At 52.1% G+C, this 24,306-nt stretch carries 23 protein-coding genes and 7 tRNA genes; 5 read left to right on the top strand and 25 right to left on the bottom strand.

The annotated features are described in order from the left end of the window. The first annotated feature begins 107 nt into the window (after positions 1-107). From ilvG to ilvA, 5 genes are read left to right on the top strand one after another with little or no spacing between them, the layout of a single operon-like run. Positions 108-1,754: an acetolactate synthase 2 catalytic subunit gene (gene ilvG / locus BZG13_RS11930; protein ID WP_077486776.1), complete on the top strand. Its 1,647-nt coding sequence runs from the start codon at positions 108-110 to the stop codon at positions 1,752-1,754. Then, positions 1,751-2,008, top strand: coding sequence for an acetolactate synthase 2 small subunit (gene ilvM / locus BZG13_RS11925; protein WP_069362342.1), 258 nt, complete (start codon positions 1,751-1,753; stop codon positions 2,006-2,008). The genes ilvG and ilvM overlap by 4 nt, the downstream gene beginning before the upstream one ends. Before the next feature lie 18 nt (positions 2,009-2,026). After that, positions 2,027-2,968, top strand: a complete 942-nt coding sequence (gene ilvE / locus BZG13_RS11920; protein ID WP_077486775.1) for a branched-chain-amino-acid transaminase — start codon at positions 2,027-2,029, stop codon at positions 2,966-2,968. 17 nt (positions 2,969-2,985) lie between these two features. Further along, positions 2,986-4,827: a dihydroxy-acid dehydratase gene (gene ilvD, locus BZG13_RS11915; protein WP_077486774.1), complete on the top strand. Its 1,842-nt coding sequence runs from the start codon at positions 2,986-2,988 to the stop codon at positions 4,825-4,827. A gap of 2 nt (positions 4,828-4,829) precedes the next feature. Further along, positions 4,830-6,389 carry a threonine ammonia-lyase, biosynthetic gene (gene ilvA, locus BZG13_RS11910; RefSeq protein ID WP_077458601.1) on the top strand — a complete coding sequence of 520 codons (1,560 nt, stop codon included), beginning with the start codon at positions 4,830-4,832 and terminating at the stop codon, positions 6,387-6,389. Positions 6,390-6,427: 38 nt separating this feature from the next. On the opposite strand, the gene BZG13_RS11905 is transcribed toward ilvA, so the two are convergent. The 25 genes from BZG13_RS11905 to mnmG form a co-directional block, all read right to left on the bottom strand. Beyond that, complete coding sequence (locus BZG13_RS11905; protein WP_077458600.1) at positions 6,428-6,799, bottom strand: helix-turn-helix domain-containing protein; 372 nt, start codon at positions 6,797-6,799, stop codon at positions 6,428-6,430. 186 nt (positions 6,800-6,985) lie between these two features. Next, complete coding sequence (locus tag BZG13_RS11900; protein ID WP_021022741.1) at positions 6,986-7,357, bottom strand: helix-turn-helix transcriptional regulator; 372 nt, start codon at positions 7,355-7,357, stop codon at positions 6,986-6,988. Between the two features lie 279 nt (positions 7,358-7,636). Beyond that, entirely contained in the window at positions 7,637-9,475 is a 1,839-nt protein-coding gene (gene glmS, locus BZG13_RS11895; RefSeq protein WP_077486773.1) for a glutamine--fructose-6-phosphate transaminase (isomerizing), read from the bottom strand. Positions 9,476-9,496: 21 nt separating this feature from the next. Next, positions 9,497-10,261, bottom strand: coding sequence for a DeoR/GlpR family DNA-binding transcription regulator (locus BZG13_RS11890; protein WP_077486772.1), 765 nt, complete (start codon positions 10,259-10,261; stop codon positions 9,497-9,499). Positions 10,262-10,415: 154 nt separating this feature from the next. Continuing rightward, positions 10,416-10,500: transfer RNA gene (locus BZG13_RS11885), tRNA-Leu, on the bottom strand. 45 nt (positions 10,501-10,545) lie between these two features. Continuing rightward, positions 10,546-10,632, bottom strand: a tRNA-Leu gene (locus tag BZG13_RS11880). 41 nt (positions 10,633-10,673) lie between these two features. Then, positions 10,674-10,750: transfer RNA gene (locus BZG13_RS11875), tRNA-Met, on the bottom strand. 9 nt (positions 10,751-10,759) lie between these two features. Further along, positions 10,760-10,834 (bottom strand) — tRNA-Gln (locus BZG13_RS11870). Positions 10,835-10,869: 35 nt separating this feature from the next. Then, positions 10,870-10,954 (bottom strand) — tRNA-Leu (locus BZG13_RS11865). A gap of 42 nt (positions 10,955-10,996) precedes the next feature. Further along, positions 10,997-11,073: transfer RNA gene (locus BZG13_RS11860), tRNA-Arg, on the bottom strand. A 2-nt stretch (positions 11,074-11,075) separates the two neighbouring features. Beyond that, positions 11,076-11,150, bottom strand: a tRNA-Gln gene (locus tag BZG13_RS11855). A 118-nt stretch (positions 11,151-11,268) separates the two neighbouring features. Next, entirely contained in the window at positions 11,269-12,627 is a 1,359-nt protein-coding gene (gene glmU / locus BZG13_RS11850) for a bifunctional UDP-N-acetylglucosamine diphosphorylase/glucosamine-1-phosphate N-acetyltransferase GlmU (RefSeq protein WP_077486771.1), read from the bottom strand. A 155-nt stretch (positions 12,628-12,782) separates the two neighbouring features. Next, a complete protein-coding gene (locus BZG13_RS11845) occupies positions 12,783-13,205 on the bottom strand; it encodes a F0F1 ATP synthase subunit epsilon (RefSeq protein ID WP_046074864.1) in 423 nt (140 codons plus the stop codon). A 19-nt stretch (positions 13,206-13,224) separates the two neighbouring features. Beyond that, entirely contained in the window at positions 13,225-14,628 is a 1,404-nt protein-coding gene (gene atpD, locus BZG13_RS11840; protein ID WP_069362334.1) for a F0F1 ATP synthase subunit beta, read from the bottom strand. Positions 14,629-14,664: 36 nt separating this feature from the next. After that, entirely contained in the window at positions 14,665-15,531 is an 867-nt protein-coding gene (gene atpG / locus BZG13_RS11835) for a F0F1 ATP synthase subunit gamma (RefSeq protein WP_077486770.1), read from the bottom strand. Between the two features lie 46 nt (positions 15,532-15,577). Beyond that, on the bottom strand, positions 15,578-17,119 hold the full coding sequence (gene atpA / locus BZG13_RS11830; protein ID WP_069362332.1) for a F0F1 ATP synthase subunit alpha: 1,542 nt from the start codon (positions 17,117-17,119) through the stop codon (positions 15,578-15,580). Positions 17,120-17,135: 16 nt separating this feature from the next. Continuing rightward, positions 17,136-17,669 carry a F0F1 ATP synthase subunit delta gene (gene atpH, locus BZG13_RS11825; protein WP_069362331.1) on the bottom strand — a complete coding sequence of 178 codons (534 nt, stop codon included), beginning with the start codon at positions 17,667-17,669 and terminating at the stop codon, positions 17,136-17,138. Positions 17,670-17,684: 15 nt separating this feature from the next. After that, positions 17,685-18,155: a F0F1 ATP synthase subunit B gene (gene atpF, locus BZG13_RS11820; RefSeq protein WP_046074859.1), complete on the bottom strand. Its 471-nt coding sequence runs from the start codon at positions 18,153-18,155 to the stop codon at positions 17,685-17,687. Between the two features lie 52 nt (positions 18,156-18,207). After that, positions 18,208-18,459 (bottom strand): F0F1 ATP synthase subunit C, encoded by a 252-nt coding sequence (gene atpE / locus BZG13_RS11815; protein ID WP_025672872.1) that lies wholly within the window; start codon positions 18,457-18,459, stop codon positions 18,208-18,210. 70 nt (positions 18,460-18,529) lie between these two features. Continuing rightward, positions 18,530-19,318, bottom strand: a complete 789-nt coding sequence (gene atpB, locus BZG13_RS11810) for a F0F1 ATP synthase subunit A (RefSeq protein WP_077486769.1) — start codon at positions 19,316-19,318, stop codon at positions 18,530-18,532. Positions 19,319-19,326: 8 nt separating this feature from the next. After that, positions 19,327-19,716, bottom strand: a complete 390-nt coding sequence (locus tag BZG13_RS11805; RefSeq protein WP_069362330.1) for a F0F1 ATP synthase subunit I — start codon at positions 19,714-19,716, stop codon at positions 19,327-19,329. A gap of 180 nt (positions 19,717-19,896) precedes the next feature. Continuing rightward, on the bottom strand, positions 19,897-20,787 hold the full coding sequence (locus BZG13_RS11800) for a ParB/RepB/Spo0J family partition protein (RefSeq protein WP_077486768.1): 891 nt from the start codon (positions 20,785-20,787) through the stop codon (positions 19,897-19,899). Positions 20,788-20,795: 8 nt separating this feature from the next. Further along, the gene (locus tag BZG13_RS11795) at positions 20,796-21,593 is read right to left on the bottom strand and encodes a ParA family protein (RefSeq protein ID WP_069362328.1); all 798 of its coding nucleotides are present in this window, start codon (positions 21,591-21,593) and stop codon (positions 20,796-20,798) included. Between the two features lie 13 nt (positions 21,594-21,606). Continuing rightward, the gene (gene rsmG, locus BZG13_RS11790) at positions 21,607-22,233 is read right to left on the bottom strand and encodes a 16S rRNA (guanine(527)-N(7))-methyltransferase RsmG (protein WP_069362327.1); all 627 of its coding nucleotides are present in this window, start codon (positions 22,231-22,233) and stop codon (positions 21,607-21,609) included. Beyond that, entirely contained in the window at positions 22,234-24,123 is a 1,890-nt protein-coding gene (gene mnmG / locus BZG13_RS11785; protein ID WP_069362326.1) for a tRNA uridine-5-carboxymethylaminomethyl(34) synthesis enzyme MnmG, read from the bottom strand. Between the last annotated feature and the right edge of the window lie 183 nt (positions 24,124-24,306).

Genomic DNA, 24,306 nt, shown 5'->3' with positions numbered 1-24,306 from the left:
CATTCATGTGGCGATAGCCACGCGACAACGGAAGCAACAATGATGGAGAGCGCAGAGACCGATCATTCGCCCGCCTGCCCTCCCCGTTCATACGGGGAGGGACGAGGATGACAGGTGCACAATGGGTTGTGGAAGCCTTACATAAGCAAGGCGTTGAAACCGTATTTGGGTATCCAGGCGGTGCCATCATGCCTGTGTATGATGCCCTCTATGATGGTGGGGTTGAACATATTTTATGTCGCCACGAACAAGGCGCGGCGATGGCCGCCATCGGGTATGCCCGCGCCAGTGGCCGCCCTGGCGTCTGCCTGGCGACATCAGGGCCGGGCGCCACTAACTTAGTCACCGGGCTTGCCGATGCAATGATGGACTCGGTGCCCGTGGTCGCGATCACCGGCCAAGTTGCCAGTCCGCTAATTGGAACGGATGCCTTTCAAGAGATTGATGTCCTCGGCTTATCGCTTGCCTGCACCAAACACAGTTTTCTGGTCACTGATCCGGCCGAGCTTACTACCACCTTAGCGCAGGCATTCGAAATAGCACAATCCGGCCGGCCCGGCCCAGTATTGGTCGATATCGCTAAAGATGTGCAACAAGCACTGATCCCACACACGGAAACTCAAGTTCGCACCGCAAACGCTGATCCTGTCGACAACCAAGCGCTCGAAAAGGCCAATACGCTGATTCGAACCAGTGAGCGCCCTATGGTCTATTTGGGCGGTGGCGTGATACTCGGTAAAGCGACCCAGGCATTACGTGATTACTTGGATCGCAGTCAGCTACCTGTCGTGAGCACGCTGAAAGGCTTGGGCACAGTTGAAGCAAACTATCCGTATTACCTCGGGATGCTCGGCATGCATGGCACCAAAGCGGCCAACCTCGCAGTGCAATCGTCTGATTTGCTGATTGTCATCGGCGCGCGCTTTGATGACCGGGTGACCGGCAAGCTCGATACCTTTGCCCCCCATGCCAATGTGGTGCACCTGGATATCGATGCCGCCGAAATCAATAAACTGCGCCGCGCACAAGCTCCGGTTTGCGCCCCACTCAATCAAGTGCTCCCTGCACTCGCCTGCCCTGACACCTCACCGGCATGGCGGGCGCAAATCACTGAATGGCAAACCACTCACGCGTGGCGCTACGACCACCCTGGCGAGGCGATCTACGCGCCTGCCTTACTCAAACACTTATCCGATAGCATGCCTGCAAGCACAGTGGTTGCCACCGATGTGGGTCAACACCAAATGTGGGTCGCGCAACATGTTCGCCCCACTCGACCTGAGAATCTGCTGACCTCAGCCGGCCTTGGCACCATGGGATTTGGCTTGCCTGCCGCGATGGGGGCCAAAGTGGCTCGCCCCGAGGATGAAGTGGTGTTGGTGTCCGGAGATGGCTCATTCATGATGAACGTCCAAGAGCTGGGCACACTGAAGCGTCGCGGGATCGGGGTGAAAATCATCCTGCTGGACAACCAACGCTTGGGCATGGTGCGTCAATGGCAACAGCTGTTTTTCGAGCAACGTTACAGTGAAACTGACCTATCTGATAACCCGGATTTTCTCACCCTAGCGCGCGCCTTTGATATTCCTGGACACAGTATCCAGCGCAAAGACGAAGTCGAGGACGCGCTCAACACCTTGATGGCACATCAAGGCCCGTATTTGCTGCATGTTGCCATTGATGAGATGGAAAACGTATGGCCGCTGGTACCACCCGGCGCGGCAAACCAACAAATGATGGAGCAAGACTTATGATGCAACACCAGTTTTCAATTCATGCCACCCACAGCCCTGAGCTGCTTGAGCGTGTTTTGCGTGTGATCCGTCATCGCGGCTTTACGGTTTGTCAATTCAATATGTCTTTGCCTTCAGAAAGCGGCCAAGTAATTTTTGACGTCACCGTCGAAAGCCAAAGAGCGATCGAGACCTTGCGACCACAACTGACTAAGCTATGGGACGTGGCTGAGGTCATGATGTCCTCATCCCAGCCACACTCCCTACGCGCATAACCAAAAAGGAAGAAAAGAATGTCGACAAATACCGCTGATTACATTTGGTCTAACGGTGAAATGATCGCTTGGCAGGATGCCACCGTGCACGTACTCACGCATGCCATGCACTATGGTACCTCGGTGTTTGAGGGGATCCGCTGCTACGACACGCCGAACGGCCCAGTGGTGTTTCGCCATCGCGAGCACATGCAGCGCTTGAAAGACTCGGCCAAAATATATCGTTTTCCAATCCCCTACAGCGTCGACGCGCTGATGGAAGCGTGTCGTGAAACCTTACGCGTGAACCAACTACGCTCTGCCTACATTCGCCCGCTGGGGTTTGTGGGCAACGTTGGCCTAGGGGTCTGCCCGCCACCTGATACACAAATGGATATCATCATCGCCGCGTTTAGCTGGGGAAGCTACTTAGGGGAAGAAGCGCTCGCCCAAGGGGTGGATGCCATGGTGTCGAGCTGGAACCGAGCGGCCCCCAACACGATTCCGACCGCGGCCAAAGCCGGCGGCAACTATTTATCATCCCTCTTAGTAGGGGGGGAAGCGCGTCGTCACGGCTATGCCGAGGGCATTGCCTTGGATGTACGCGGCTACCTGTCCGAAGGGGCCGGTGAGAACCTCTTTATTGTTAAAAATGGTGTGATCAGCACCCCACCCGCCACCAGTGCCATTTTGCCGGGGCTCACGCGTGATTCCATCATCACCCTGGCGAAAGAAAAAGGGCTCACCATTTGCGAAGAGCCGATTGCACGTGAAGCACTGTATCTGGCCGATGAAGTCTTTATGACCGGCACTGCGGCAGAAATCGTGCCGGTGCGTAGCGTCGACCAAATCACCGTCGGTGAGGGCCAGCGAGGCCCGATCACTGCCTCACTACAACAAGCCTTCTTTGGCTTATTTGATGGCACCACCGAAGACAAATGGGGCTGGCTTGACCCGGTTTACCCAGACCAGAGCGCATAAGGCAAAGGAGTCGTAATATGCCAACCTATCGTTCCAAAACGACTACCCACGGTCGCAACATGGCAGGGGCACGTGCATTATGGCGCGCTACTGGCGTCAAAGATGATGATTTCGGCAAGCCCATTATCGCCGTGGTCAACTCATTTACCCAGTTTGTCCCCGGCCATGTCCATCTCAAAGACATGGGTCAGCTGGTCGCCAAGGAAATCGAGCAAGCAGGCGGTATCGCCAAAGAGTTCAATACCATCGCCGTTGATGATGGCATCGCCATGGGTCATGGCGGCATGCTGTACTCACTGCCTTCCCGTGAGATTATCGCAGACTCGGTCGAGTATATGGTCAATGCACACTGTGCCGATGCCATGGTCTGCATTTCTAACTGTGACAAAATCACCCCGGGCATGTTGATGGCCTCAATGCGACTCAATGTCCCGGTGATCTTTGTTTCCGGTGGCCCGATGGAAGCGGGGAAAACCAAGCTATCCGATCAGATCCTAAAACTCGATTTGGTCGATGCCATGATGCAAGGGGCCAACCCGGATGTATCCGATGAGCAAAGCGAGCAGATTGAGCGTTCCGCTTGCCCGACATGCGGGTCGTGCTCCGGCATGTTTACCGCCAACTCGATGAACTGTCTCACCGAAGCGCTGGGGCTCAGCCAACCCGGTAATGGGTCGATGCTCGCCACCCATGCAGACCGTGAGCAACTGTTCATCAACGCCGGCAAACGGATAGTCGGGCTGGCCAAGCGCTATTATGAGCAGGACGATGACAGCATCCTACCGCGCAATATCGCCAACCGCGCCTCGTTTGAAAACGCGATGGCGCTCGATATTGCCATGGGCGGGTCAACCAATACCGTCTTACACCTACTGGCGGCTGCACAAGAAGGCGACGTCCATTTCGATATGGATGATATCGATCGTATGTCACGCCAAGTGCCTCACCTTTGCAAGGTGGCGCCATCGACGCCGCAATATCACATGGAAGATGTGCACCGTGCTGGCGGGGTAATGGGGATCCTCGGTGAGCTTCAGCGCGCTAACCTGCTAAACGTCGAGCAACAAACCGTGCTGGGCATGAGCCTCAAAGAGCAACTGGCGCAATACGACATCGTGCAAACCGATGATGAAGCGATTAAAGCCTTCTATCGCGCCGGGCCAGCGGGCATTCGTACCACCCAAGCCTTCTCGCAAAGCTGTCGCTGGGACACCCTGGATGATGATCGTCAATCAGGCTGTATCCGTGCCCATGAATACGCCTTTAGCCAAGACGGTGGTTTAGCCGTGCTACAAGGCAATATCGCGCTCAATGGCTGCATCGTCAAAACCGCTGGGGTCGATGAAAGTATTCTGACCTTCGAAGGGCCAGCCGTGGTGTTTGAAAGTCAAGACCACGCGGTGGATGCCATCCTCGGGGGGGAAGTGAAAGCCGGTGATGTGGTGGTGATCCGTTACGAAGGACCGAAAGGGGGGCCAGGCATGCAAGAAATGCTCTATCCCACCACCTACTTAAAATCGATGGGATTGGGCAAATCCTGCGCCCTGCTCACTGATGGACGCTTCTCTGGTGGCACCTCTGGGCTGTCTATTGGTCATGTCTCTCCCGAGGCAGCGAACGGCGGCACCATTGCCTTAGTGGAAAACGGCGATCGTATTCGTATTGATATCCCCACTCGCGAAATCAGTCTGCTGGTGGACGAAGCGACACTGGCCACCCGCCGCACCGAAGTAAACGCACGCGGCTGGAAGCCCAAAGACCGTCAACGTCAGGTCTCTTACGCGTTAAAAGCCTATGCCAGCCTCGCCACCAGCGCCGATAAAGGTGCGGTGCGCGATCGCAGTAAATTGGAGGAGTAAGCATGCAACAGGCCCAACCCTCAAGGGTACAACCGATGGACGGTGCTGATTACCTTAGAGATATCTTGCGCGCGCCTGTTTATGAAGTGGCGATGACCTCGCCTCTTCAAACCATGAAGCGCTTATCTGAGCGTTTCAATAATCAGGTACAGCTCAAGCGTGAAGATCGCCAACCGGTCCACTCATTTAAACTACGCGGCGCGCACAACATGATGGCGCAACTGACTGAGGCGCAAAAAAAAGCGGGTGTGATTGCGGCATCGGCGGGTAACCACGCTCAGGGCGTCGCTCTATCGGGTAGCCGCCTTGGGGTGAAAGCGACCATCGTGATGCCGCGCACCACGCCAGCCATTAAGGTCGACGCGGTACGCGGCTTCGGCGGCCATGTGGTGCTGCACGGTAATAATTTCGATGAAGCCAAAGGCATGGCACAGCAGCTCGCCGACGAACACGGTTATACCTTTGTGCCCCCTTTTGATCATCCCCAAGTGATTGCTGGACAGGGCACCATTGGCTTAGAGCTGGTGCAACAAAATGGTCACCTCGATTATATTTTTCTGCCCGTTGGAGGCGGGGGCATCGCCGCGGGCGTGGCCGTGCTTATCAAACAACTGATGCCCAACATCAAAGTCATCGGCGTCGAGGCGGAAGACTCTGCCTGTCTACGTGCGGCATTAGATGCTGGCTTCCCAGTGACGCTCGACAGAGTGGGCACCTTTGCCGACGGTGTCGCCGTGAAACGTATCGGCGATGAGTCTTTCCGGCTTTGTCAGCAATACTTAGATGACAGCATCACGGTATCGAGTGATGCGATTTGTGCCGCGGTGCAAGACATCTTTGAGGATACGCGAGCCATCTCCGAGCCCTCTGGCGCCTTGGCATTAGCCGGCCTGAAGCAATACGTGGAAAAGCACCAGCTCAAAGATAAACAGCTGGCGGCCGTGTTGTCTGGTGCCAATACCAATTTCCACTCGCTGCGCTACGTCTCTGAGCGCGCGGAACTTGGCGAGAAACGAGAGGGCTTACTGGCTGTCACCATTCCCGAGCAAACCGGCGCCTTTTTTAATTTTTGTCAGATATTGGGCGATCGCGCCGTCACCGAGTTCAATTATCGGTATGGCGATGACCATCTCGCCAATATCTTCGTCGGTGTCAGATTACTCGGCGGACAAGAAGAGTTGGACAATATCCTGCGCGATTTGCGCCAAGCCGGCTATCCGGTCGAAGATTTGTCCGATGATGAAATGGCTAAAGTGCATGTGCGCTATATGATTGGTGGCCGACCATTGGCCAACCTCAGTGAACGGCTTTATAGTTTTGAGTTTCCTGAATACCCAGGAGCATTACTACACTTTTTGCAAACCTTAGGCACCCATTGGAACATCAGCCTGTTCAATTATCGTAACCATGGTTCGGACTATGGTCGCGTACTGTGCGGCTTCGAAATTGACGACCAGGACTTGCTCGCTTTTACGGCCCATTTGCGGGAGCTTGGGTATGGCTGGAAAGACGAGACGTCGAACCCGGCTTATCGCTTTTTCCTGTCAAAAACCACCGATTAATCCGCAACAAAAAGCCCGACATTAATGTCGGGCTGAGTTTATTCGTTTGGCGGCTCTGGGGCCAGGGTGACCACATATTCGGCAATGGACAACGCGTTATCCATCACTGTCTGTCGTGCCATTTGCGGGAGCTGACTCAGCAAGCTCGTCAATGCGGCGAGATCATCACGGTGAGAGAAGGCGATGTCTCGCTCATCCGTTTCACCATGCACAAACCAGTTGAAGGGTCGGCCGGTGATTTCCGCTATCATGACCAGCGCGAGGATTTTCGGATCCGTTTTCCCCGACTCCATATCCAAATAGGTTTGGCGCGCGACATTCAAACGCTTCGCCATGTCTACTTGGGTTATCTTACTAAATTCCCGTGCTTCACGGATCCGTTGCGCGATGCGCGCCGTCGAAATCACCATGGTTCATGCCTCATTTCTGCAACCCGAGCTGTATTAAACACAGCCCGTTACAACACCACCCCTGCATTATGCATGGCTCGGCAGGCGTATCATGGTGGCGCACACCGATAGTGTGACACTACGCTTTTGATGCCTACCTCAGTAAGCAAGCACTCACCCGCCTATCTAGTCGAGCAGGCAGTCTTTTTATGCGCGCTGGGCCGCCTTTGAATAGTTGACTAAGAACGAAGCCATGTTCACGCTTTGGTTTAAGATCGCAGTACGGGCTTCGTGCGGTAAGCGAGAGAAATGCTCAAGCAGGCGATTCACATCTTGCTTATACTGAACATCGTGCATTTCGACATCTTCATCACCGTAGACAAACCATACCAATGGGCGCTCAGTCAACTCAGCAATGTTGGAAAGCATACGAACACGCGGCTCTGTCTTACCATTTTCGATATCCAAGTAGGTTTGACGGGCCACATTAAGCAGCTTGGCCATTTTTACTTGGGTGATGCCTTTCCACTCACGCGCTTCTTTGATGCGTTTTGCTACTTGGGTTTTAGAGTCAATCATTGCTTCCTCTCTATAACTGGTCGATGTTAGTCGTTATACCCTGAGTATGCACAATGTAGGCCAAGTTATTGGACACCAACAAAAACCAAGATATTCAACAATTTAAAAAACAGAATATCGTTCTGTTTAATTTTCCAGACGCCATGCCTGAGATCAAATGCAAAATGATTTGCATTTTGCAATAAATCCTATGCAGATCGCATTTTTGTAGAAAGAGGACAGTAATTGATAAAAGATCAACCACGCTCCTGGTCAGAGCGTGGTGATTATTGGGCAGGTTTACTCAACAGTGACGGCTTTAGCAAGGTTACGAGGTTGATCGACGTCCGTGCCTTTAATCAAGGCCACATGATACGACAATTGCTGCATCGGGATGGTGTAAAACACGGGGGCGATGATGTCATCCACGTGTGGCATGGCGATAATTTTCATGCCTTCTTCTGGTGTAAAGCCGGCGTCTTGATCGGCAAACACGTAGAGCTGGCCACCACGGGCACGCACTTCTTCGATATTGGATTTGAGCTTTTCCAACAGCTCGTTATTGGGGGCAATCACAATCACTGGCATATCGGCATCAATCAGCGCCAATGGGCCGTGTTTTAGTTCACCCGCGGCATAGGCTTCCGCGTGAATGTACGAGATCTCTTTGAGTTTAAGCGCGGCTTCTACGGCAATCGGATAAAACTCGCCACGCCCTAAAAACAGAGAGTGATGCTTGTCAGCAAAATCTTCCGCGAGTTGCTCAATCGCTTTATCAAAGGTCAACGCTTGATCGATGCTTGAAGGCAGGTGATGCAAAGCATCGACAATCTCACGTTCTTTGTCACGACCAATCGATCCCTGCATTTTGCCTAGCGCGGTGACCAGCATCAGCAACGCAGACAGCTGGGTAGTAAAGGCCTTGGTCGAGGCCACGCCAATTTCTGCGCCCGCGCGCGTCATAAAGGCCAAATCGGATTCACGTACCAACGATGAGCCTGACACGTTGCAAATGGCCATGGTGGCCATATAGCCACGCTCCTTGGCTAAACGCAGCGCCGCTAGCGTATCGGCCGTTTCGCCAGACTGCGACAAGGTGATCAGCACGCTATTAGGACGGGTGACAAACTGGCGATAGCGAAACTCCGAGGCAATCTCCACATCACAACTGACGCCTGCCAGCGATTCAAACCAATAACGCGCGACCATGCCCGCATTGTACGAGGTGCCACAGGCGATGATTTGAATGTGCTGTGCTTTGGCGAGAATATCGCTGGCCCCATTACCGATGGCATCGACAATCACATGGTCGCTGCCTAAGCGGCCTTCCATGGTGTTGGTGAGCGCGGTGGGCTGCTCATAAATCTCTTTTTGCATATAGTGGCGATATTGGCCTTTGTCAGCGGCGTCATACTGCGCACTGGCTTCATGCACCTCGCGCTCTACCGGTGTGCCTTCTTGATTATAAATGGTCACCTCGCGGCGAGAGATATCGGCCACATCCCCTTCTTCGAGATAGATAAAGCGACGCGTGACATTGAGCAGCGCCAACTGATCCGAGGCGAGAAAGTTTTCGCCAATCCCCAAACCAATCACTAGTGGGCTACCCGAACGCGCGGCTATCAAGCGCTCTGGCTGATTTTTATCCATCACCACGGTACCGTATGCCCCTTCAAGCTGACTCACCGTGCGTTGGAATGCCTCAAGCAAATCAGAGGATTGCTTAAGCTCCCAATCAACCCAATGCGCAATCACTTCAGTGTCGGTCTGCGAATGGAATTGATAACCCCGCGCTTGTAATTGTTCACGCAGCATTTGGTGGTTTTCAATAATGCCATTGTGTACCACGGCAATGCGCTCGCCAGACATATGTGGATGGGCGTTCGCCTCACTGGGTTCGCCATGGGTGGCCCAACGTGTATGAGCGATGCCGGTACCACCGGTAGGATTGGTCTCGGTCACCGCGTCTGACAATGCAGCCACTTTACCCAGCCGGCGCACACGAGTGAGCTGCCCGGTTGCCGAATCGGTGATCGCGACCCCGGCCGAGTCGTAACCGCGATATTCAAGGCGACGCAGCCCCTCTACTAAAATCTCGGCGACATCACGCTGAGCGACCGCCCCTACAATTCCACACATAGTCTTTCCTTACTGGTCTTATTACTGGTCAGCACAGATCACATCTGTACCGTTTTGTTCTATGGCGTGTTTAAGATCATCATCAAGCAAACTATCAGTGATCAGGGTGTCGATGCTTGACCACGCAAGCTCTAGATTGGGGATCCGACGCCCGATTTTCTCCGACTCAATCATCACCACCACCTCACGCGCGACCTCCGCCATCACCCGCGTCAGACCCGTCATCTCGTTAAAAGTCGTCGTCCCACGTGCCACATCAATGCCATCGGCACCGACAAAAAGCTGGTCAAAGTCGTAGGCACGTAAGGTTTGTTCGGCCACTAGGCCTTGAAACGATTCAGAATGGGTATCCCAGGTGCCGCCGGTCATCAGCAGAGTTGGTTCGTGCTCGAGTTCACGAATGGCATTGGCCACCTGTAGCGAGTTGGTCATCACCACCAAGCCACGTTTCTTATCCAGCAAAGGGATCAAAGCGGCGGTGGTGGTACCACTGTCGACCACAATCCGGTTATGGTCACGAATGCGCGCCGCGGCCGCATCGGCAATACTTTGCTTTTTTTTCGATACCTTGACCGCATGCTCCGACACCATTTCTTGTGGCACGGGTACCGCTCCACCGTAACGGCGCAGCAATAGGCCATTTTTCTCCAGCTCCGCGAGATCTTTGCGGATAGTCACCTCTGAGGTTTCAAAACGTTGCGAGAGCGCGTCGACACTCACTTGGCCTTGCGCGGTGAGCAAAGTAACGATGGTATGGCGCCGTTGCTGAGTATTTCGTTTCGACATATAACAACCAAGTTTCGATTCGAAACTTATGGTAGAGCAAACAAAACAAAGATCAAGATAATGAGGGAAAAAGTGTGGCAAAACAGAGAAGAGGATGATTCAGCGTAGAGCAATAACGAAAAAAGCCCACCAGCGAATGCTGATGGGCTTAATATGGTGCGGAAGGAGAGACTTGAACTCTCACACCTTGCGGCGCCAGAACCTAAATCTGGTGCGTCTACCAATTCCGCCACTTCCGCAAATTTATATGATACACCGGCGGGCGGGCCGAATATCAATTGTCTTGGTGCGGGGGGAGGGACTTGAACCCTCACGTCCTTTCGGACACTAGCACCTGAAGCTAGCGCGTCTACCAATTCCGCCACCGCCGCAAATCGGTGCGATTTACTGCGTTAGCAACAAATCGGAATAATGGTGGCTACGACGGGATTCGAACCTGTGACCCCATCATTATGAGTGATGTGCTCTAACCAACTGAGCTACGTAGCCAACCTAAAGTGGCTGGGGTACCAGGATTCGAACCTGGGAATGACGAGATCAAAACCCGTTGCCTTACCGCTTGGCGATACCCCAATTTTCATGCCGCTTAATGCCACATGTTTTAATAATGGTGCGGAAGGAGAGACTTGAACTCTCACACCTTGCGGCGCCAGAACCTAAATCTGGTGCGTCTACCAATTCCGCCACTTCCGCATTCCAAGTTGTTCATCTGACTTCATGGTAGCTGAAGAAAGATGGCGCGTCCGGGAGGATTCGAACCTCCGACCGCCTGGTTCGTAGCCAGGTACTCTATCCAGCTGAGCTACGGACGCGTTGGCTGGGGTACCAGGATTCGAACCTGGGAATGACGAGATCAAAACCCGTTGCCTTACCGCTTGGCGATACCCCAACTGAGGCGCGCATAATAGGCTGGTTTTTATCGGGAGTCAACACCTGATTTTACCAACCGCACAACTTTTCGCCTTTCAAGCTAAAAAGCGGCTTGTGCGCGCTCAACAGTCAATATTCTACTTTTTTTTCGGCCGTTGCCAAGCCTCAATTGTTCTGGGTTTAGCACGAGTGATGATAAGTTGACCATCAGCGACATCTTTGCTGATGGTACTGCCTGCCCCGACAGTCACCCCTTCGCCAATCACTACCGGCGCCACCAGCTGAGAATCCGAACCAATAAAGGCATTATCTTTAATCACGGTTTTATGTTTATTGGCGCCATCGTAATTACAGGTGATCACGCCGGCACCAATATTCACGCCGCGTCCTACCTCGGTATCACCCAGATATGTCAGATGATTGGCTTTGGAGCCTTCACCTAAGTGAGACTTTTTCATCTCGACAAAGTTACCCACGTGGGCATCGCGCGCCATCTCGGCGCCGGGACGCAACCGCGTGAACGGACCAACTGTGCAGTCTTCTCCAACACTGGCCCCTTCTATCACGCTGTACGGGCGTACCAATGTATTATCGTCAATCTCGCAATCAATCAGTACGCTGCCAGCACCGATAGCCACGTTATCCCCTAAGGTGACACTGCCTTCAATAATCACATTGGCGTCGATGGTCACATCCTGCCCACATTGCAGCTGACCACGCAAGTCAAAACGGGTGGGATCTTTGAGCATCACACCACTGAGCAACAACTGTTCAGCCTGCATTTTTTGGTATTCTCGCTCAAGGCGCGAAAGCTGAAGGCGATTATTCACCCCTTCCACTTCCACCGCACTTACAGGATGGACGGCTTGAATCGAGCGGCCTTGTTGATGTGCCAGCGCGATCACATCGGTGAGATAAAACTCGCCTTGCGCGTTTTTGTTATCAAGTTGCGATAACCAATGGCGCAAGTCACGCCCAGTGGCCACCAGCACACCCGTATTAATTTCAGTGATGGCAAGCTGGCTGTCAGTGGCATCTTTTTGCTCAACAATCGCCACCACTTCCCCGTTATCACGCACAATACGGCCGTAACCAGTCGGATCGTCCTGATGCACAGTTAATAAACCAATCCCGCCTTCAGGCTGCCCTTCAAGCAAACGCGTTAAGGTTTGCTCTGAAATCAAGGGCACATCGCCATACAGCACCAACACTTGCTCATCATCAGCAAAATGCGGCGCGGCTTGTTGTACGGCATGGCCGGTGCCCAATTGATCCGCTTGCAAACACCAGTTCACTGGTGTGTGAGCTAAAACGCGCTGCATAGTGTCGCCACCATGGCCATAAACCAAATGGATTTGCGAGGCGCCAAGGCCGTGACAGGTATCGATAACGTGCTCAACCATTGGTTTACCCGCTAGGGTATGAAGCACCTTAGGGGTTTGTGAATACATACGCGTGCCCTTACCGGCCGCGAGAATAACTGCACTGTATTGCATAGTCTTTCCGTGATAAAAGAGAGGCTTGTCTATTAAGTTGCCCTTAGTGTAACGCGTTTTAGCTTTCACGCGAATCACAGCCTGCAAGGTGGCCTTTGCAGGCAATAAAAAAGCGACGCCGAAGCGTCGCTTTTATTCTCACCGTAAGTGCCTGATTAACGCTTGTGCTTGGTCAGCTCGATCACTCGAAGCTTCGCAATCGCCTTAGCCAGGTCACTGGCCGCTTGAGCAAAGTCGACGTCTTTATGCTGATTGTGGATTTTATCCTCAGCGCGGCGCTTCGCTTCTTCCGCCTTAGCTTGGTCCAGTTCTTCACCACGAATTGCGGTGTCAGCCAGCACAGTGACTGTGCCAGGCTGCACTTCAAGCGTGCCACCAGAAAGATAAATAATCTCTTCGCTACCGCCTTGTTTGACGATGCGAACCATGCCAGGCGTGATAGCGGTCAGCAGCGGTGTGTGTCCTGCGTGAATACCCAGTTCACCTTCGCTACCGGTCACCTGAATATGCTCAGCACGACCAGAGAACAATTGTCGCTCTGCACTGACCACATCCAGATGGAAGGTTATCGCTGCCATATCGCCTCCTACTCAAGCCTTACAGGTTTTTCGCTTTTTCGAGCACTTCTTCAATGCTACCGCAGTACAGGAATGCCTGCTCTGGGATATCATCGTACTCACCACTTAGCAGGCCTTTGAAGCTTGCAATGGTATCTTTCAGCGAAACATAAACACCTGGCTGGCCGGTGAAGACTTCGGCGACGTGGTAAGGCTGCGTTAGGAAACGCTCAATCTTACGTGCACGTGCAACCGTCATTTTATCTTCTTCAGACAGCTCATCCATACCCAGGATAGCAATGATGTCTTTCAGCTCTTTATAACGCTGAAGGACAGACTGTACGCCACGCGCCACATCATAGTGGTCTTGACCAACAACCAGAGGATCCAACATACGTGATGTAGAGTCCAATGGGTCGATCGCTGGGTACATACCCATCGACGCGATGTTACGTGACAGTACAACCGTTGCATCCAAGTGGGCAAAGGTGGTCGCGGGTGACGGGTCAGTCAAGTCATCCGCCGGCACGTAAACCGCCTGTACCGAGGTGATAGATCCAGTACGAGTTGAGGTAATACGCTCTTGCAGTACACCCATCTCTTCCGCCAACGTTGGCTGATAGCCTACCGCTGATGGCATACGACCCAACAGGGCGGATACTTCGGTACCCGCAAGGGTGTAACGATAGATGTTATCGATGAACAGCAGTACATCACGGCCATCATCACGGAATTTTTCCGCCATGGTCAGGCCGGTCAGTGCAACACGCAGACGGTTACCTGGTGGCTCGTTCATCTGACCATAGACCATGGCCACTTTCGATTCTTCTGGGTTCTCGATGTTTACAACACCGGCTTCCTGCATTTCGTAGTAGAAGTCATTACCCTCACGAGTACGCTCACCGACACCTGCGAAAACAGACAGACCCGAGTGTTGCAATGCGATGTTGTTGATAAGCTCCATCATGTTAACGGTCTTACCAACACCCGCACCACCGAACAGACCGATTTTACCCCCTTTCGCAAACGGGCAAATCAGGTCGATAACCTTCACACCGGTTTCCAAAAGTTCGGTCGCACTTGACTGCTCTTCATAGCTTGGCGCTTCACGGTGGATAGAGTAACGCTCTTTCTCACCCAGATCGCCACGCTCATCAATCGCGTCACCCAAAACGTTGACGATACGCCCCAGTGTGGCTTCACCCACAGGGACTTCGATTGCTTTACCTGTATTTTCTACTTCGATTCCACGACGCAGACCATCAGATGAGCCCATTGCGATGGCACGGATGACGCCACCACCAAGCTGCTGCTGAACTTCCAGCACCAGACGCTCGCCTTCACGTTTCACATTCAACGCATCGTATACCTTAGGTACTGCGTCTTGTGGAAACTCTACGTCGACTACCGCACCGATGATCTGAACGATCTTACCTGTAGCCATCGTTATTCCTCTAAACTAGTTCGTTAACCCTTGCCTTTACACCGCACTCGCGCCAGAAACAATTTCTGACAGCTCCTGGGTGATCGCAGCCTGACGGGCTTTGTTGTAGACCAACTGCAGATCATCAATCAGATTCCCCGCATTATCGGTCGCAGCTTTCATTGCCACCATACGTGCCGCTTGCTCACTGGCGAGGTTCTCTACCACACCTTGATACACTTGCGATTCGGCATAGCGAACCAACAAAGTATCGAGCAACGGCTTCGGCTCAGGTTCATAGATATAATCCCAAGCGTGGCTGCGCTGCATCTCCTCGTCGTCTGACTTTGGCAAAGGCAGCAATTGATCGATCACTGGGGTCTGCACCATGGTGTTCTCAAATTTGTTGAAAACCAGGTACAAGCGGTCCAGCTCACCTTCATTGTATTTTTTCAGCATCACCCCGACCGTACCGATCAGGTCTTCCAGTACTGGGGTGTCACCCAGACCAGCAGTTTGTGCCACTACATTGCCGCCATAACTGTTAAAGAAAGCGGTGGCTTTCGCCCCAATCAGTGCCATATCGATTTCGGCACCTTTTTGGCTCCAACTTTCCATATCGTTGATGACACTTTTGAACAAGTTAATGTTCAAGCCACCACACAGTCCGCGGTCAGTAGAAATGATGATGTAACCAACGCGCTTGGCTTCCCGCTCTTCCAAATACGGATGGCGGTACTCCAAGTTACCCAGTGCAAGATGACCGATCACTTTGCGCATAGTGACAGCGTATGGACGTGACGACTCCATGGCTTCTTGCGTTTTACGCATTTTGGAGGCTGCCACCATTTCCATCGCTTTAGTGATCTTCTGTGTGTTTTTCACACTTCCGATCTTATTACGAATCTCTTTTGCGCCGGCCATAGTTACTCTCCATTAGTGGGCGACCACCGAAGTGGTCACCTACGTGTTACCAAGTCTGGGTCGCTTTGAAGTCATCCAACAGCTTTTTCAGCTGTGCTTCAACGTCATCGTTGTAAGCACCAGACTCTTCAATTTGAGCAGCCAGGTCAGCGTACTGGCTCTTCGCAAAGGCCAGCAGGGAACGTTCAAAGTCACCGATCTTGTTCAGCTCAACATCTTCCAAGTAGCCTTTTTCAGCCGCAAAGATCACCAGTGCCTGCTCGAACACAGACATAGGTGCGTATTGCATCTGCTTCATCAGCTCGGTCACTTTCTGACCGTGATCCAATTGCTTCTTGGTTGCGTCATCCAGATCAGAAGAGAACTGCGCAAACGCGGCAAGCTCACGATACTGTGCTAGAGCTGTACGAATACCGCCTGACAGTTTTTTCATGATCTTGGTTTGTGCAGAGCCACCCACACGCGACACCGAAATACCTGGGTCAACCGCCGGGCGGATACCTGCGTTAAACAGCTCGGTTTGCAGGAAGATCTGACCGTCGGTGATCGAGATAACGTTGGTCGGTACGAACGCCGACACGTCACCGGCTTGCGTTTCAATGATAGGCAGGGCGGTCAACGAACCGGTTTGACCTTTCACTTCACCTTGAGTGAACTCTTCGACATAGTGAGCGTTAACACGTGCCGCACGCTCAAGTAGGCGCGAGTGCAAGTAGAAAACGTCACCTGGGAAGGCTTCACGACCTGGTGGACGACGCAGCAATAGCGAGATCTGACGGTAAGCAACGGCTTGCTTAGACAAATCATCGTAGACAATCAGTGCATCTTCACCGCGGTCACGGAAGTACTCACCCATTGCACAACCCGCGTAAGGCGCGAGGTACTGTAGGGCAGCCGCTTCAGAGGCCGACGCCACGACCACGATGGTGTTTTTCAGTGCGTCATGCTCTTCTAATTTGCGAACCACGTTGGCAATGGTCGATGCTTTTTGGCCGATCGCAACGTAGATAGAGTAAATACCAGAATCTTTCTGGTTGATGATCGCATCGATAGCCAGTGCGGTTTTACCGGTTTGACGGTCACCGATGATCAGCTCACGCTGGCCTCGGCCGATAGGGATCATCGAGTCGACCGCTTTATAGCCCGTTTGTACAGGCTGATCAACCGATTGACGTGCAATAACACCTGGCGCAATCACTTCGACTGGCGATGTGGTTTTGGCCTCGATAGGCCCTTTACCATCAATCGGCTCACCCAGGGTGTTTACCACGCGGCCCAATAGTTCAGGACCTGTTGGTACTTCAAGGATACGGCCTGTGCCGGTCACCTTCATGCCTTCTTGCAGGTCCGAGTATGGACCCATTACAACCGCACCGACTGAGTCACGCTCAAGGTTCAATGCTAGCGCATAACGGTTGCCAGGCAGTTCAATCATTTCACCTTGCATCGCATCAGCAAGGCCGTGAATACGAATGATACCGTCGCTGACTGACACGATGGTACCTTCGTTGCGCGCTTCACTCACAACGTCGAATTTCTCGATGCGTTGTTTGATCAAATCGCTAATTTCCGTGGAATTAAGTTGCATGCTCCAATTCCCCAAATCAAGACTGCAATGCATCGCTCAGGCGGCGCATACGGCCACTTACTGAGTTATCGATGACCAAGTCTCCAGCTCGAATAATAACCCCGGCAACCAGGGTTTCGTCTACACTACAGTTCAGCTTTACTTTGCGCTCAAGACGCGCGGCGAGCTTGTCACTGATGGCTTGTTGTTGCTCTTCGGAAAGAGCCGTCGCTGAAATCACTTGAACTTCAACTTCTTTTTCCAGTTCCAAACGCATCGCTAGGAACTGCTCACAAACCTCAGGAAGAGCTTTTAAGCGCTTGTTTTCGGCCATCACCTTAATCAGGTTTTGACCAAAACCATTGAGCTGATCACCGCCAACTGTGATGAACATCTCTGCCAATGTGTCGGCAGAGAAAGAGGCGTCCAACATATGTTGAACACGTTCATCACGGGCAATCTCAGCAGTAAAGGCGAGCATTTCAGCCCATTGAGCTAACTCGCCTTTTTCTACCGCAAAATCAAAGGCTGCTTTCGCGTAGGGGCGAGCGAGTGTTGTCAGTTCAGACATTGCTGCCCCTCCTTGTTACAGTTCTGCAGTGATTTTATCGAGAAGATCTTTATGAGCGTTCTCATCAATAGAGCGCTCAATAATTTTCTCGGCACCAATAACAGCGAGCGATGCAACTTGCTTACGCAGCTCATCGCGAGCACGGTTACGCTCGGCTTCTAGCTCGGCTTTACCCTGATTGAGGATATTGTCGCGCTCAGCAGCCGCTTCAGCACGTGCCTCATCGAGGATCTGTGCTTTGCGCTTATTGGCCTGCTCGATAATGTCAGTTGCGTTGCGCTTCGCTTCTTTCAATTGATCAGAAGCATTCGCCTGGGCCAAATCCAGGTCTTTGGCGGCGCGATCAGCCGCCGCGAGACCGTCAGCGATTTTTTTCTGACGCTCTTCAATCGCTTGCATCAATGGTGGCCATACATATTTCATGCAGAACCACACAAAGATAGTGAACGCGATTGCCTGGCCTAGCAGAGTTGCGTTGATATTCACAACGGCGCCTCCTTAATCATAAGCTAAAGGGTCTGTTCAGCTATTAGCCAGTTTACAGTTGACCTACGAATGGGTTCGCGAACGTGAACAGCAGTGCAATTACGATACCGATCATTGGAACCGCATCGAGAAGACCCGCGATGATGAACATCTTAACTTGCAGCATAGGAGCCATCTCAGGTTGACGTGCTGCACCTTCAAGGAATTTACCACCCAGCAGGGCGAAACCAATCGCAGTACCAAGGGAAGCAAGACCTACAATGATGCCCACGGCAATTGCAGAAAAGCTCAATAAAGTTTCCATCACTATCTCCAGTTTTCGTTGTCGGCTTTGAGCCAATAATGACTAACAAATTGCTTTCTAAAAAATGTCATCAATGATCTGAGTCTTCGTGTGCCTGCGAGAGATACACGATGGTCAACATCATAAAGACAAAGGCTTGAATCGTAATGACTAGAATGTGGAAGATTGCCCACGGCACAGAGCCCAGCCATTGCGCCCACCACGGCAACAAGGCCGCGATAAGAATAAATACCACCTCACCGGCAAACATGTTACCGAACAGACGCATCCCGAGAGAAATAGGCTTCGCCAGCAGCGAGACTATCTCCAACAGGAGGTTGAACGGAATCATGATAGGGTGATTGAACGGGTGTAGCGCCAGCTCTTTGGCAAAGCCACTCACACCTTTGATCTTGATGCTGTAGAAAATCATCAAGAAGAACACGCCCAGCGCCATCGCAAGGGTGATATTTACGTCTGCAGTTGGCACCACTTTCAAGTAAGGAATGCCTAACCAATGTTCCGCCGGATACGGTAGAAAATCGATAGGAATTAAGTCCATCGTATTCATCAAGAATATCCAGACGAAGATAGTCAGGGCCAAAGGTGCGATCAGTGGGTTTCGTCCATGGAAGGTTTCGCGGACGTTGTCATCAACGAACTCAACCAAGATCTCAACGAAGCACTGAAACTTACCCGGGACACCTGTCGATGCTTTCTTTGCCACTGATCGGAAAAGGCCTAGGAAGACAATACCGATGAGGACAGAGAAAAACAGGCTATCAATGTGAACCGCCCAAAACCCCTCACCGCTTGACAAGTGTGTCAGGTGGTGAGTGATATAGCCAGACGGTGTAAGCGCATCACCTGACGYAGCCATAACTCATCCTATTTGTTGTTGTTAATGAATAAAACTGGCGCGAGGATATTAATCCCTAATGCCAGCAAATAGGCCAGTTTGAGGGGAAGCAATTCCACCTCGACATACAGGTAAGCAAGGACAAACAAGACGACAGTCAGTGAAATTTTCAACACTTCACCGCTAAAGAAGGACGCCACCACGAATTTCGCCGCTCTGGCCCCACTAAAAAGGAAAGCACACGCCGCAAACGCAGCATTGGCAACCACAAAGATGCCTCCACCGATCAGCGCGGATTTTCCCCAGTCGACATTGATAGCAAGTGCCATCACGATTGCCGTTGCTAATACGACGCCAGCTTGCAAAAGCACCAATTTTGTCGCGATTTCACGACCCGGCCGCGCGAGCGTCGATACCATGTATTTGTTCCTCGATTCCGTTCCACTTAGCACTGTTGCCGTGCTGGGAAAACAGCAAAAATTATACGTTTCGCCCCAACTAATGCAATCGCATCGATGTAAAAAAGCGGGGAAAATTTTACAACAGAGTAACCTGATCACAGTAAGCGCTTTTATGTAACAAAAAGCGAATGGCATAGGTCACATTTCTTCGTCGAAAATTGCAAGAATTTGCGCTAATTTTTCGGATTCTTCAAAATTAATCACCAATTTCCCACTGCCGTTTTTCTGTTGTGTTAATGCGACGCTGGCCCCTAATTTGTCCCCTAAACGCTGCTGGAGCGCTTCAACCTCAGGTGACGATTTAGGCTTTTCCGTCTCAACAGGCGGCGAAAGCATCTTTTTTACTAGTTTTTCTATCTGGCGAACCGTCATCTTTTTGTTGACGGCGGTCAGCGCCGCATCGATTTGTGCGTCGCCTTCTAACGCCAGCAGGGCACGTGCGTGACCCATCTCGAGTTGTTTGTTAAGCAGCAGCTGCCGCACCCCCGATTCCAACCCATTTAACCTCAGTAGGTTACTAATGGTGGTCCGGGATTTACCGAGTGACTCCGCCAACTGTTGGTGAGTCAGCTCAAATTCGTCAACTAAGCGCGCCAATGCCTGGGCTTCTTCCATCGCATTGAGGTTTTCGCGCTGAATGTTCTCAATCAAGGCCACCGCACTGGCGACCTTATCGCTCATCTCGCGCACCAAGCAGGGTACATTGTTAAGCCCTGCTTGCTTAGCGGCACGCCAGCGACGCTCACCGGCAATGATTTCATAGCGTCCGGCTGCCACTTGACGGACCACCAAAGGCTGAATAATACCTTGCGCGCGGATGGACTCGGTTAATTCTTCCAGTGCCTCTTCAGCCATATCTTGACGTGGCTGATACTGACCGGGATCCAACGCAGTAACGGGCAACTGCTGCAATTCGCTGTTACTCGTATTGGTGGACTCAGAGGAAGCTTGGGTGGATGACTGTGCATGTGCACTGGTCGCCAACAAGGCATCCAGGCCCTTTCCAAGACCGCGTTTCGCTGAATTCATTGTTTTCCTCAGGCATTGACAGCGTCAGGCGAGGAGCGTGCTTGCTCTTCGCGACGCAAGATTTCACCCGCAAGGGCGAGGTAGGCTTTGGCACCGCTCGATAATTTGTCGTAGTACATGGCAGGTCGGCCATGACTTGGCGCTTCCGCAAGCCGCACGTTGCGAGGAATCACCGTACGATACACCTTATCACCGAAGTGTTTTTTGATCTGATCCGATACTTCGGTCGCTAATCGGTTACGCGGATCGTACATGGTGCGCAGCACCCCTTCCACGTGAAGCTCAGCGTTGACCACACTGGCCAGCTTGCTGATGGTATCCATCAATGCGGTTAATCCCTCTAGGGCAAAGTACTCACACTGCATAGGAACCAACACAGAGTTGGCAGCGGTCATTGCGTTAATCGTAAGCAAGTTAAGCGATGGTGGGCAGTCGATAAAAATATAATCATAACGGTCCACCACAGGCTCCAGCATGGTGCGCAGGCGTACTTCGCGAGCGAACACTTCCATCAGCTTAATTTCTGCCGCAGTCACGTCGCCATTGGCGGCGATCAGGTGATAGCTGCCTGCCGTATCGTCCACCACAACTTGCTCAAACGGTGTGTCTTCAATTAAGAGATCGTAGGCGGTGGCATGCACATCGTATTTGTCCACCCCACTGGCCATGGTCGCGTTACCTTGTGGGTCTAAATCAATCAGTAGCACCTTACGATTAGTGGCAGCCAGTGACGCTGCAAGGTTGACACTGGTGGTGGTTTTCCCCACGCCGCCTTTCTGGTTTGCTACCGCGATAACTTTACCCACGTGCTCTCGACCTCTATTCGTTACTCTTTGCTCTCAAGATTACTAGATGACGCGCCCCTTCCAATCCCGGTACCTTCAAAGCTTTGATATCGGTCACAGAACAAGCGGCAGGCAAGGCATCCAGCTCCTGCTGGTCCACTTGCCCTTTCAGCGCGTAAAAATATCCCTCAGCATGAGGAAGATGCTGGCACCAGCTCACCATATCGTTCATCGACGCAAACGCCCGGCTCAATACGCCATCAAAGCCATCATCGGGAGTAAAATCCTCGACACGGCTTTGCACCGGCGTGACATTGTCTATCTCGAGTTCGTGCAACACTTGGCGAATAAAACGAATCCGTTTGCCTAAACTGTCTAGCAAGGTGAAGTGTTTATCCGGATTCGCGATAGCCAGAGGAATACCTGGTAATCCTGGACCTGTCCCTACATCGATAAAATGATCGCCGTCAAGATGGGGCGAAACAACCAAACTATCGAGAATATGTTTCACCACCATGTCTTCCGGACGACGGACCGATGTCAGGTTGTACGCTTTGTTCCATTTGTCTAACAGGCGCACATACGCGAGAAGCTGCGCCTGTTGTTGTGAGGACAAAACCAGGCCTGCCTTGGCAAGCCCTTGCGTTAATTGTGATTCCATTTATGCCCCTTTCTTCAGCATGCCTTGCTTTTTCAAGTGCACGAGCAAAATGGAGATCGCCGCGGGGGTCACGCCAGAAATGCGAGACGCTTTGCCGACGGTTTCCGGGCGTGCATCGGCAAGCTTTCCTTTCACTTCATTAGACAAGCCTTTGATTTGCTCGTAATCAAGGTCAGTGGGCAGTGCCGTGTGTTCATGACGTTGCGACTTGGCGATTTCATCCTGCTGACGGTCGATGTAACCGGCATATTTTACTTGGATTTCAACTTGCTCACTCGCTTGTGCATCGTCATGCGCCGGACCAAATGTCGGCAAAGACACAATATCGTGATAACGCAGCTCGGGACGACGCAGCAAATCTTCGCCATTGGCTTCACGCGCTAACGGTGTTTTTAACATGGCGTTAAGTGCAGTGACATCGTCCGAGTGTGGATGGATCCACGTACCACGCAGACGCTGACGCTCTTGTTCCATGTTTTCCATTTTCTGGTTAAAACGTGCCCAGCGAGCGTCGTCGACCAGACCAAGCTCGCGCCCTTTTTCGGTCAAACGCATATCGGCGTTATCTTCACGCAGCAACAAGCGGTACTCCGCGCGAGAAGTGAACATACGGTAAGGCTCTTGGGTACCCATAGTGGAGAGATCGTCGATCAATACCCCCATGTAGGCTTGATCGCGGCGCGGACTCCAGCCCTCTTTGCCTTGCGCTTGCAACGCGGCATTACACCCGGCAAGCAAACCTTGTGCACCGGCTTCTTCATAACCTGTGGTGCCGTTAATTTGCCCCGCGAAGAACAAGCCATCGATGAATTTCGTTTCTAGGGTCTGCTTGAGATCGCGTGGATCAAAGAAATCGTACTCGATCGCATAGCCAGGGCGGATCACTTTGGCGTTTTCAAACCCTTTGATCGATTGAATAATGCCCATTTGCACGTCAAAGGGTAAGCTGGTGGAGATCCCGTTGGGATACAACTCGTTGCTGGTCAACCCTTCTGGTTCAACAAAGATCTGGTGTTTATCTTTGTCAGCAAACCGCATCACTTTATCTTCAATTGACGGGCAATAACGTGGACCTATCCCCTCGATAACTCCCGCATACATTGGGCTGCGAGAGAGGTTTTCGCGGATAACGTCATGGGTTTTTTCGTTGGTATAGGTGATATAGCACGGGATTTGTTCCGGATGCTGGTGGACATTCCCCATAAATGAAAATACCGGACAAGGGGTATCACCATGTTGGGTTTGCATCACAGAAAAGTCCACTGAACGGGCGTCAATGCGTGGGGGAGTACCGGTTTTCAGTCGGTCTACACGGAAGGGTAACGCACGCAAACGATCAGCCAGTTTATTCGATGGAGGATCGCCCGCACGGCCTCCTGAGTAATTATCCATACCGATATGGATTTTCCCACCCAAAAAGGTTCCGACAGTGAGCACCACTGTGGTCGCGCTGAACTTCAACCCCATTTCTGTTTCTACACCAGTGACACGATCCTGCTCGACGATCAGATCCACCACGGCTTGCTGGAACAAAGAAAGATTCGGTGTATTTTCTAAGGTGTGGCGGATCGCCGCTTTGTACAACGCACGATCAGCTTGAGCACGGGTGGCTCGTACGGCCGGGCCTTTAGACGCATTCAATGTTCTAAATTGGATCCCGCCTTTGTCAATGGCTTGTGCCATGGCACCACCCAAGGCATCAATTTCTTTTACCAGGTGTCCTTTCCCGATCCCGCCAATGGCAGGGTTACACGACATCTGTCCCAAGGTGTCGATGTTGTGGGTCAACAATAGTGTTCGTTGATTCATCCGTGCGGCGGCCAGCGCCGCTTCGGTACCAGCATGGCCACCACCCACAACGATGACGTCAAAGTGATCCTGGTAAAACATGATTAAAGCCTCAACCTGGTTAAGTGTTTGCGCATGAACTAAGCAAAAGGGGCGACATTCTAGCGCTTTTTCTGCCAACAGGGAACCAAACCTTGATCCGGATCGTTAAAGCGCATTGGCTTTATATATATAAGATCTTTATATAGATCTTTTATTAGATCTACTATTTATTAGATCTACTAT

Origin of the sequence: Salinivibrio sp. ML323, assembly GCF_001995745.1 — a bacterium.
Taxonomy (GTDB): Bacteria; Pseudomonadota; Gammaproteobacteria; order Enterobacterales; family Vibrionaceae; genus Salinivibrio; species Salinivibrio kushneri.
Note: the sequence above shows the minus strand (reverse complement) of the source record. Positions and strands in the feature narration are given on the sequence as shown.

What these genes read in the sequence shown, in the direction of transcription:
- atpA (WP_069362332.1), bottom strand. Translation starts at nt 17,119, where the DNA reads ATGCAACTTAATTCCACGGAAATTAGCGATTTGATCAAACAACGCATC.
- atpG (WP_077486770.1), bottom strand. Translation starts at nt 15,531, where the DNA reads ATGGCCGGCGCAAAAGAGATTCGTAATAAGATCGGAAGTGTGAAAAAC.
- mnmG (WP_069362326.1), bottom strand. Translation starts at nt 24,123, where the DNA reads ATGTTTTACCAGGATCACTTTGACGTCATCGTTGTGGGTGGTGGCCAT.
- ilvE (WP_077486775.1), top strand. Translation starts at nt 2,027, where the DNA reads ATGTCGACAAATACCGCTGATTACATTTGGTCTAACGGTGAAATGATC.
- ilvA (WP_077458601.1), top strand. Translation starts at nt 4,830, where the DNA reads ATGCAACAGGCCCAACCCTCAAGGGTACAACCGATGGACGGTGCTGAT.
- BZG13_RS11900 (WP_021022741.1), bottom strand. Translation starts at nt 7,357, where the DNA reads ATGATTGACTCTAAAACCCAAGTAGCAAAACGCATCAAAGAAGCGCGT.
- atpE (WP_025672872.1), bottom strand. Translation starts at nt 18,459, where the DNA reads ATGGAAACTTTATTGAGCTTTTCTGCAATTGCCGTGGGCATCATTGTA.
- atpH (WP_069362331.1), bottom strand. Translation starts at nt 17,669, where the DNA reads ATGTCTGAACTGACAACACTCGCTCGCCCCTACGCGAAAGCAGCCTTT.
- ilvD (WP_077486774.1), top strand. Translation starts at nt 2,986, where the DNA reads ATGCCAACCTATCGTTCCAAAACGACTACCCACGGTCGCAACATGGCA.
- ilvM (WP_069362342.1), top strand. Translation starts at nt 1,751, where the DNA reads ATGATGCAACACCAGTTTTCAATTCATGCCACCCACAGCCCTGAGCTG.
- glmU (WP_077486771.1), bottom strand. Translation starts at nt 12,627, where the DNA reads ATGCAATACAGTGCAGTTATTCTCGCGGCCGGTAAGGGCACGCGTATG.
- BZG13_RS11845 (WP_046074864.1), bottom strand. Translation starts at nt 13,205, where the DNA reads ATGGCAGCGATAACCTTCCATCTGGATGTGGTCAGTGCAGAGCGACAA.
- BZG13_RS11800 (WP_077486768.1), bottom strand. Translation starts at nt 20,787, where the DNA reads ATGAATTCAGCGAAACGCGGTCTTGGAAAGGGCCTGGATGCCTTGTTG.
- rsmG (WP_069362327.1), bottom strand. Translation starts at nt 22,233, where the DNA reads ATGGAATCACAATTAACGCAAGGGCTTGCCAAGGCAGGCCTGGTTTTG.
- glmS (WP_077486773.1), bottom strand. Translation starts at nt 9,475, where the DNA reads ATGTGTGGAATTGTAGGGGCGGTCGCTCAGCGTGATGTCGCCGAGATT.
- atpD (WP_069362334.1), bottom strand. Translation starts at nt 14,628, where the DNA reads ATGGCTACAGGTAAGATCGTTCAGATCATCGGTGCGGTAGTCGACGTA.
- BZG13_RS11805 (WP_069362330.1), bottom strand. Translation starts at nt 19,716, where the DNA reads ATGGTATCGACGCTCGCGCGGCCGGGTCGTGAAATCGCGACAAAATTG.
- ilvG (WP_077486776.1), top strand. Translation starts at nt 108, where the DNA reads ATGACAGGTGCACAATGGGTTGTGGAAGCCTTACATAAGCAAGGCGTT.
- BZG13_RS11890 (WP_077486772.1), bottom strand. Translation starts at nt 10,261, where the DNA reads ATGTCGAAACGAAATACTCAGCAACGGCGCCATACCATCGTTACTTTG.
- BZG13_RS11905 (WP_077458600.1), bottom strand. Translation starts at nt 6,799, where the DNA reads ATGGTGATTTCGACGGCGCGCATCGCGCAACGGATCCGTGAAGCACGG.